The sequence below is a fragment of the Pseudomonas sp. E6002 genome (assembly GCF_013385565.1).
GTDB lineage: Bacteria > Pseudomonadota > Gammaproteobacteria > Pseudomonadales > Pseudomonadaceae > Aquipseudomonas.
Genome location: NZ_JACAPT010000032.1, coordinates 111,735 through 119,959, shown reverse-complemented (window position 1 = coordinate 119,959; position 8,225 = coordinate 111,735). Strand labels below are relative to the sequence as shown.

Below are 8,225 nucleotides of genomic sequence, written 5' to 3'. Positions count from 1 at the left end.
CGAGTGGTGGGGCAAGAGCGTTTTGCTTACTTTTGCGCTTTTCAAAAGTGAGCCGCTGTAAGAGCGGAACCAATAGTCGCCGTTACCCAAACAACGGATATGTACCCTCAACCGTGCTTCTTGTAACGACGAATCCGAATATCCGCCTGCTCCTTGTGCCCCGCAAACCCTTCCATCCCGCAAAGCCGCGAGCAGTATTCCCCTACCAACACCGAAGCCTCATCCGTCAGCACCCGCTGGTACGTGCACGTCTTGATGAACTTGCCGACCCACAGCCCGCCGGTGTACCGCGCAGTCCCGGTGGTAGGCAATGTGTGGTTAGTCCCAATCACCTTGTCGCCATAGGAAACGTTGGTGCGCTCACCAAGGAACAACGCGCCGTAATTGGTCATGTGCTCCAGGAAATACAACGGATCGCGGGTCATCACCTGCACGTGCTCGGAGGCGATGCGATCGGCTTCCTGCACCAGCTCGTCGACGCTGTCGCACAGGATGATTTCGCCATAGTCGCGCCAGGCGACAGAAGCAACCGGTGCGGTGGACAGGATCGCCAACTGCCGCTCGATCTCCGCCGGCAGGGTTTGCGCCAACTCCGCACTGTTCGTCAAAAACACCGCAGGCGAATTAACCCCATGCTCCGCCTGCCCCAACAAATCGGCAGCGATGATTTCAACATCGCTGCTGTCATCAGCAATCACCAGTGTCTCTGTAGGCCCGGCAATCAAGTCGATACCAATCTTGCCGAACAACTGACGCTTGGCCTCGGCCACATACGCATTACCCGGCCCAACGATCATATCCACCGGCTTGAACGTATCGGTGCCCAACGCAAACGCAGCAATCGCCTGCACCCCGCCCACGCAATAGATCTCATCGGCACCCGCCAAATACATCGCCGTCACAATGGCCGGATGAGGCTTGCCATCAAACGGCGGCGCGGCCGCAACAACGCGCTTCACCCCGGCCACCTTGGCCGTCAGCACGCTCATATGCGCCGACGCCAGCAACGGGTACTTGCCGCCCGGAATGTAGCAAGCCACCGAGTTCACCGGAATATTGCGATGCCCAAGGATCACGCCAGGCAAGGTCTCGACTTCCACATCGTGCATCGAGGCTTTTTGCACCTCGGCGAAGCGCCGGACCTGGGCCTGGGCAAAGGTGATATCGCCGATTTCCTGCTCGGACAGGCTCGCCACGCAGGCGGCAATTTCTTCGTCGCTCAGCCGGAAAGATACAGGCGACCACTGATCAAACTGCTTCGAGTATTCACGTACGGCCGCATCGCCGTTACGGGCGACGTTGGCGATGATGCGCTCAACGGTATCGCGGACTTGGGCGGCAATCTCGGCTTGGGCTTCGACCGGTTTAGGCGTTTTCAGGTAACGAATCATCAGTGGCTCCAGGTGGTTCTTGAGGGCACGCGACATGCCCCCGGCATTGGCAACCATCTTTTCCTACCCCCCTGCCCCGGGCAATTTCGCAGCCTCCCTATTGGTGACGCAACCTGACGCAACACAGACGCAGTGTTGAAGCACTGCGGCGGGCTGCTGACGTTATTCGTATAACCCCCGATGAAAAACATGTAAGCCCCATTGACTTAGGGATTCGGAGTGATAGGTTAAATAAGCGGTTATACGTATAACCTAACAATCACACCCAACGTAAAGAGGTGATCAACCGTGAGTCGAGTCTTGTATCTATTCGGTGGCTGGCCCGGCCATTTCCCCTACGAAATTGCGGCATGGGCGCGCACCGTTTTCCAGGAACTGGATTTCGAGGTCGAAGAGTCCACCGACATCTTCACACTGGACAGGGACTTGACCGGTTATGACCTGATCGTGATCGGCTGGAACAACGCCGTCACCACCGAGACGCTCACCGCGTCCCAGGAAAACCGCCTGCTGGAAGCGATCGAAAGCGGCACCGGCCTGGTGGGTTGGCACGGCGCAGGCGCGGCGTTTCGCGCCAGCCTCAAATATCACTGGGTGCTCGGCGGCTCATTCCTCGAACACCCGATGGGTGAAGGCTTTCCCCACCCGTACCAGGTCAACGTCATCGACCACAGCCACGAGGTGACCCAGGGCGTCGAGGATTTCGAGGTACGGTCCGAGCAGTACTACATGCAGGTCGACCCGAACATTCATGTGCTGGCTGAAACCACCTTCGACGGCAACCCCTTCCCCTGGCTCAACGGCCATCGCAGCCCGGTGGCCTGGGTGCGCCAGTGGGGCCAGGGGCGGGTGTTCTATCACTCCATCGGGCACGACACCAGCAACCTCGCCGACCCGAATATCCGCCGCCTGACCAAGCAAGGCCTGAACTGGGCGACACGCGGGCGTGCAGCCAGTACCGCCGAGGCAACCCCCTCCGTTTCATCAACCCAAGGAGTCCTGTCATGACTAAATTGACCGGCAGCCAGATCGTGGCTCAAACCCTGAAAAACTATGGCGTCGAATACGTCGCCGGTATTCCCGGCCACGGTATCTGGACCCTGACCGACGCCTTCCTCGAAGAAGACTCCAAGCTCAAGTTCATCCAGGTGTTCCATGAGCAGAGCGCGGTGCACCTCGCCGATGGTTACTACCGGGTGAGCGGCAAGCCGATGGCGGCAGTGACGTCCATCGGTGCCGGCGCCGCCAACACGGTAATCGGCATGGCCACCGCGTTTACCGACTCCACCAGCCTGATGCTGATCACCGGCGGGCCACCCACCCACATGCGTGGCCATGGCTTGCTGCAGGAGCTGGAGCGCTACACCGACAACGACTTCCCGAAAATCGCCGAGGCCGTGACCAAGCGTCATTGGGTGGCGACCCGTGTTGAAGAGTTGCCGTTCATGATGCACCGCGCCTGGAGCGCAATGGTCACCGGACGCCCGGGGCCGGTGCACCTGGAAATCCCGATGGATGTGCAGGCCGAGGCCGCTGAAGTGACCCTGCATGCCCTCGAAGAGCGCACCCCGATCGGCAAATGCTTCCCGGACCCGGCAGCCACCGCACGCGCAGTGGAAGAGCTGAAACTGAGCAAGCGCCCGGTGCTGGTGATCGGCGGCGGCGTGATTACCGGCGAAGCCAGCGCGGAATTGTTCGCCCTGGCCGAAGCCTGGAAGATCCCGGTGGTCACCACTTGGAACGGCAAGAGCGGCTTCCCGGAAGATCACCCGTTGTTCGCCGGCAGTGTCGGCCAGACCGGCACCCTGTGCGGCAATAAAGTCGCGTCCACCGCAGACGTGATCATCGCCGTGGGCTGCCGTTTCACCGACTGGTCGTCGTCCAGCTACGCCAAGGGCGTGACCTTCGCGATCCCGCCGTCGAAGCTGATCCACATCGACATCGACCCGCATGAAATCGGCAAGAACTACCCGGTGACCGTGGGCATTTGTGCCGACGCCAAATACGCCCTCGCCGCCATTGTCGAAAGCCTGAAAGGCGAGACGGTTGAACGCGAAGAGTACCTGAGCGACCTGCGCGGTTATCAGGAAGAATGGGAAACCAAACTGGCGGGCCGTCGTGACTCCGATCGCTTTCCGTTCACCTCGCAACGCCCCCTCGGCGCGCTGCGCAAAGTGTTCCCACGGGACACCATCGTGGTGGTTGGCTCGGGCAACACCCAGGGCGCGGTCAAGCAGACTTTCCCGGTTTATACGCCACGTACCCACCTGACCTCCGGCGGCTTCTCGTCCATGGGCTGGGCCGTACCTGCGGCCATCGGTGCGAAGTTGGCGGCGCCTGACCAGCCGGTGGTGTGCATCCTCGGGGATGGCGATTTCCTGATGACCTCCCAGGAAATTGCGATCTGCGTGACCAACAATATCCCTGTGGTGTTCCTGATCCAGAACAACGCCGGCTACATGTCGATTCGCGGTGGCCAGCGCAAGCAGACCAGCCGCCATATCGGCACTGAGTTCAACCACCCGGACGGCACGCCCTACAGCCCGGACTTCAAGGCGGTGGGCGAAGCCTTCGGCCTCAAATCCTACCGTGTGGAGCGCCCGGAAGACCTTGAGCCTATCCTGCAGGAAGCGCTGGATTTGAATGTGCCGGTGCTGATCGAAGTACCCACCGACCGCGATGCGGCTGGCCCTTGGGTGCCCGGCTGGTGGGACTTCCCGATTCCGGAATACATCACCGACGAACGCCAGGATGAGTACTGGCAAATCCGTAATTCCGAACAACACCTGTAACTGCCGGAGCGGCTCACATGAGTGATGCATTGATTTCGCATCATGCAGAGCTGAATCCACAACCGGGGGCGCCGCGCGAACCGCGCGCCCTCGACGTGGTGACACCTGATGCAGATGGCACGATCAACTGTGACGTGGTGATTATCGGCTCGGGCATGGGCGGTTCGACCTTCGCCCATGCCCTGCGTGACAGCGGGCTGGATATTGTGATCGTCGAACGAGGGGATTTCCTGCCCCGGGAAATCCAGAACTGGAGCGCTGAAGCGGTGTTCGGCCAAGGACGCTATCGCAATGCCGAACCGTGGCTGGACCAGGCCAACCAAGCATTTTCGCCGGGGGTGTTTTATTACGTCGGCGGCAACACCAAATTCTACGGCGCCATGCTGCCACGGTTTCGCGAGGCGGACTTTGGCGAGATCCAGCATGCCGAGGGCGTGTCGCCTGCGTGGCCCGTCAGCTACGCCGAGTTTGAACCCTGGTACGCCGAAGCGGAAAAGCTCTACCGCGTGCATGGCCAGGCCGGCATTGACCCCAGCGAACCCTGGCGTTCAGGACCCTTCCCGCAACCGGCACTCAAGCACGACCCGGCCCTGGTTGCGCTGGAACAAAGCATGCAGCGTGCCGGACTCAAGCCGTTCGTGATGCCGGCGGCGGTGGACTATGGCGATGGCGGCGATTGCGTATTGTGCTCAACCTGCGATGGCTATCCGTGCCTGGTGGAGGCCAAGGCCGACGCTGAAGTTTCTGCGCTCAGGCCCGCCCTGCGCAGTGGCAGCATTCGGCTGATGACTCGCACCACGATCAGGCAGCTGAACACCGATAACGATGGCAAAACCGTGACTCAAGCGCGGGGTCTGTTCGATGGACGCGAGGTGACACTGCGTGCCAAACGCTTCGTGCTGGCGTGCGGCGCAGTCAACAGTGCGGCATTGCTGTTCAAGTCTGCGAACGCTCAACATCCTCATGGCCTGGGCAATAGCTCTGGGCAGTTGGGGCGTAACTACATGGTGCACAACAGCACCTTCATGCTGGCGGTGGACCCGCGACGCAAGAACAACGTGACCTTCCAGAAAACCCTGGCCATCAATGACTGGTACAGCGCCAGCCCGCACAACGCATTCCCCTTGGGTAACGTGCAGATGCTGGGGAAAATCCGCGAGCCGATGATCAGTGCCATGCGGCCCTGGCTGCCGAAATTCGCTTCACGCTATATCACTGACCACAGCGTAGACCTGTACCTGACCTCGGAAGATCTGCCGACCCAGGACAACCGCGTCACCTACGACACACAGCGCGGTGCGATCAAGGTTCACTGGACGCCGAACAACCTCAAGGCCCATGAAGGACTGGTGAGCAAGGCCACCCAAACCATGCGTGATGCAGGGTATCCGCTGATCCTCAAGGCGCGCATGGGCATCGCGACGAACTCCCACCAGTGTGGCACTGCCGTGATGGGCAAGGACCCAACCACCAGCGTGCTGGACCTGAACTGCAAGCTGCATGACCTGGAGAATGTATGGGTGGTGGACAGCTCGTTCTTCCCGTCGTCGGCGGCGGTTAATCCGGCACTGACCATCGCGGCGAATGCCCTCAGAGTAGCGGCACACTTCAAGGGGCAGCCCGGGTAAAGGTGGGAGCTGGCTTGCCTGCGATGCAGTCGACTGGGTCTGTCAGTGGTATTGAGTCGATGCCATCGCAGGCAAGCCAGCTCCTACAGCGATCCCTTAACAACGGGATCAGGCGTCTGCCTGCTGGATACTGCGGGTCGAGGTACGCACCACCAGCTTGGTGGCGAAAATCTTCTGCTCGGGCGCCAGCGGCGCATCAGCCGGAGCATTCAATTGCTCGGTCAGCATGCGTGCGGCGTACACGCCCTTCTCCACCATGGGTTGGGCAATGGTGGTCAACCCGAGTTGCACCGCCTCGGGAATATCGTCGAAGCCGATCACCGAAAGCGTCTGCGGCACTTGGCGACTGAGGGCGTGGGCGGTTTTCATGCAGGCAATCGCCATCACATCCGAGCACGCCACCACTGCCGTGACGTCGTTGGAGGTCAGCAATGTGAACGCTGCGGCCTGGCCGGACGTGGAATCCAGCCCACCGGCCTCGATCACGCTCAGGTCTTCAAACGCCAGGCCCGCGGCGGTGGCCGCCTCCACGTAACCGGTGAGGCGTTCGCGGACAATCCGCTCACTGGCACTTTTGAAGCGTTGCAGGTCAATCGGGCCGCGGTAACCATCCGGGTTGAGGCGGTCAATGATGACGCCGATCTTGCGGTGCCCCAGGTCCAGCAGATGCTGCATTTGCGTGCGAGCCGCACCGCGATCGTCGATGCCGACAAAAAACGAATTCTCTACCAGCGGCGAGTCGATCACCACGAACGGAATACTGTGCTTCACCACCGCCAGCACCGCCGGGTGATCATCGGGCAGGGTCGAGATAATCAGGCCATCCACCAGCCCGCGCAGGGCCAGGCTGCCGTGGCTAGCCGCCGGGCCCCGGCCCACCAGGCGGTTGTTGTTGAGCGGAAACAGTGTCAGTGCGACATTTTCCAACTCGCCCACTTCACTGATGCCGCGCAGCATGGCGATGGTGCACGGGTCGGCAAAGGCCAGGGACAACTTATCCATCATCATCAACCCGATGGCGCCGATCTTGCCCGAGCGCAGGCTGCGGCCCAGCACATTGGGGCCCGGGTAGCCCAATGAAGCGGCCACCTCGAGGATATGCTCGCGCTGGGCCGGGGACAGTTTGGAAGGTCGGTTGTAGGCGTAAGACACCGCAGGCTGGGACACCCCTGCCGCCAGTGCTACGTCTTTCATTGAAACGGCCATCGCTTGCTTCCCAATCCTTTTGAAACCTCATGCGAGGTCATGAAAAAACAGGCGCTCAGTGTACCCGTTGAGGGGAAACCTTCGGAACCAGTCGTGTGGCACTGAACATGATTGCGACCATCAGCGAGGCAACCGCCAGCAGCGCCCAGGATAGATTCGTCGCGTGGGCGAACAAGCCGATCACCGCAGGGCCCATCAGGATACCCAGATAACCGAGGCTGGTGGCAGCGGCAATCGCCAGTTCCCCCGGCATGGTCTTTTGCGCGCCCGCCAGCGACAGGTACACCGGCGCGATGTTGGCCAAACCGATGCCGATGACCGCAAACCCCACCAGGTTCACCTGCCAGTTCGTCGCGAGCACCACCGTGAGAAAGCCCAGGATTACAATCAGGCCACCGCCCACCAGTACCAGCCGGGCGCCGAGCCTGAGCAGAATCCGGTCGCCACTCAAGCGCCCCAACGCCATCATCACGGCGAAGCAGGCGTAGCCCAGGCCTGCAATGGAAGGCTCGACATCACGCACCTGGGTCAGGAACACCGCGCTCCAGTCGAGAATCGCACCTTCGGCCAGGAACGCGAACAGGCACAGCACCCCCAGCACCAGGACTTTACGCGTGGGCCGCACAAAGATCGGGCTGCCCTCTTCGCCGCTGCGCCCGAGCATCTGGCGCCCGTAACTCAGGACAAACACAGCCAGTGCCGTCATCACCGCGCTGCTGGCCAGCAACGGCGTGGCGCCCAGCCAGAGCAGCGCGGTGATCCCTGCCGCACTGACAATCGTGCCCAGGCTGAACAAGCCATGAAAACCCGACATCAAGGACCGCCCGGTCGCACGCTCAACCATCACGCCCTGTACGTTCATCGTCACATCCACTGCGCCGCACCCTGCACCGAACACGGTCAGGGCAAACATCAAGCCCAAGAATGAATGTGTGGTCGCCAGCAGAGGCAGCGTCAGAAACACCAGGGCGATGCCGATGTGCATGGTAAAGCGGCAACCTTTGCGGGCGTTCAGGATGCCCGCCAGCGGCATCATCACCAGTGAGCCGAGGCCCAGGCACAGCAACAGGATGCCCAATGCGCCGTCGTCCACCCCGGCCCGGCTGCGCGCATAGGGAACCAGCGGCGCCCAGGCGCCCATGCACAGGCCGGACAGCAGAAACGTCAAGCGGTAGGCCGACATATGCGGCGTGGAGCACGGCAATAAC

At 61.3% G+C, this 8,225-nt stretch carries 6 protein-coding genes; 3 read left to right on the top strand and 3 right to left on the bottom strand.

Annotation, left to right across the window (positions count from 1 at the left end):
- Nucleotides 1-107: 107 nt before the first annotated feature.
- Nucleotides 108-1,391 carry a histidinol dehydrogenase gene (gene hisD, locus HX815_RS25680; RefSeq protein ID WP_008431521.1) on the bottom strand — a complete coding sequence of 428 codons (1,284 nt, stop codon included), beginning with the start codon at nt 1,389-1,391 and terminating at the stop codon, nt 108-110.
- A 288-nt stretch (nt 1,392-1,679) separates the two neighbouring features.
- Between hisD and HX815_RS25675 the strand changes: the two genes are divergently transcribed.
- From HX815_RS25675 to HX815_RS25665, 3 genes are read left to right on the top strand one after another with little or no spacing between them, the layout of a single operon-like run.
- Nucleotides 1,680-2,399 (top strand): ThuA domain-containing protein, encoded by a 720-nt coding sequence (locus HX815_RS25675; protein ID WP_032898774.1) that lies wholly within the window; start codon nt 1,680-1,682, stop codon nt 2,397-2,399.
- Nucleotides 2,396-4,183, top strand: a complete 1,788-nt coding sequence (locus tag HX815_RS25670; RefSeq protein ID WP_102604522.1) for a thiamine pyrophosphate-binding protein — start codon at nt 2,396-2,398, stop codon at nt 4,181-4,183. The genes HX815_RS25675 and HX815_RS25670 overlap by 4 nt, the downstream gene beginning before the upstream one ends.
- A 17-nt stretch (nt 4,184-4,200) precedes the next feature.
- Nucleotides 4,201-5,811 carry a GMC oxidoreductase gene (locus HX815_RS25665; protein ID WP_102369430.1) on the top strand — a complete coding sequence of 537 codons (1,611 nt, stop codon included), beginning with the start codon at nt 4,201-4,203 and terminating at the stop codon, nt 5,809-5,811.
- Nucleotides 5,812-5,919: 108 nt separating this feature from the next.
- Here HX815_RS25665 and HX815_RS25660 read toward each other — a convergent pair whose 3' ends face one another.
- Together HX815_RS25660 and HX815_RS25655 are read right to left on the bottom strand one after the other, a co-directional pair.
- Complete coding sequence (locus HX815_RS25660; RefSeq protein WP_008431528.1) at nt 5,920-7,017, bottom strand: LacI family DNA-binding transcriptional regulator; 1,098 nt, start codon at nt 7,015-7,017, stop codon at nt 5,920-5,922.
- A gap of 55 nt (nt 7,018-7,072) precedes the next feature.
- A complete protein-coding gene (locus tag HX815_RS25655) occupies nt 7,073-8,200 on the bottom strand; it encodes an MFS transporter (RefSeq protein ID WP_177029084.1) in 1,128 nt (375 codons plus the stop codon).
- Nucleotides 8,201-8,225: the final 25 nt, after the last annotated feature.

What these genes read in the sequence shown, in the direction of transcription:
- hisD (WP_008431521.1), bottom strand. Translation starts at nt 1,391, where the DNA reads ATGATTCGTTACCTGAAAACGCCTAAACCGGTCGAAGCCCAAGCCGAG.
- HX815_RS25670 (WP_102604522.1), top strand. Translation starts at nt 2,396, where the DNA reads ATGACTAAATTGACCGGCAGCCAGATCGTGGCTCAAACCCTGAAAAAC.
- HX815_RS25665 (WP_102369430.1), top strand. Translation starts at nt 4,201, where the DNA reads ATGAGTGATGCATTGATTTCGCATCATGCAGAGCTGAATCCACAACCG.
- HX815_RS25660 (WP_008431528.1), bottom strand. Translation starts at nt 7,017, where the DNA reads ATGGCCGTTTCAATGAAAGACGTAGCACTGGCGGCAGGGGTGTCCCAG.
- HX815_RS25655 (WP_177029084.1), bottom strand. Translation starts at nt 8,200, where the DNA reads ATGTCGGCCTACCGCTTGACGTTTCTGCTGTCCGGCCTGTGCATGGGC.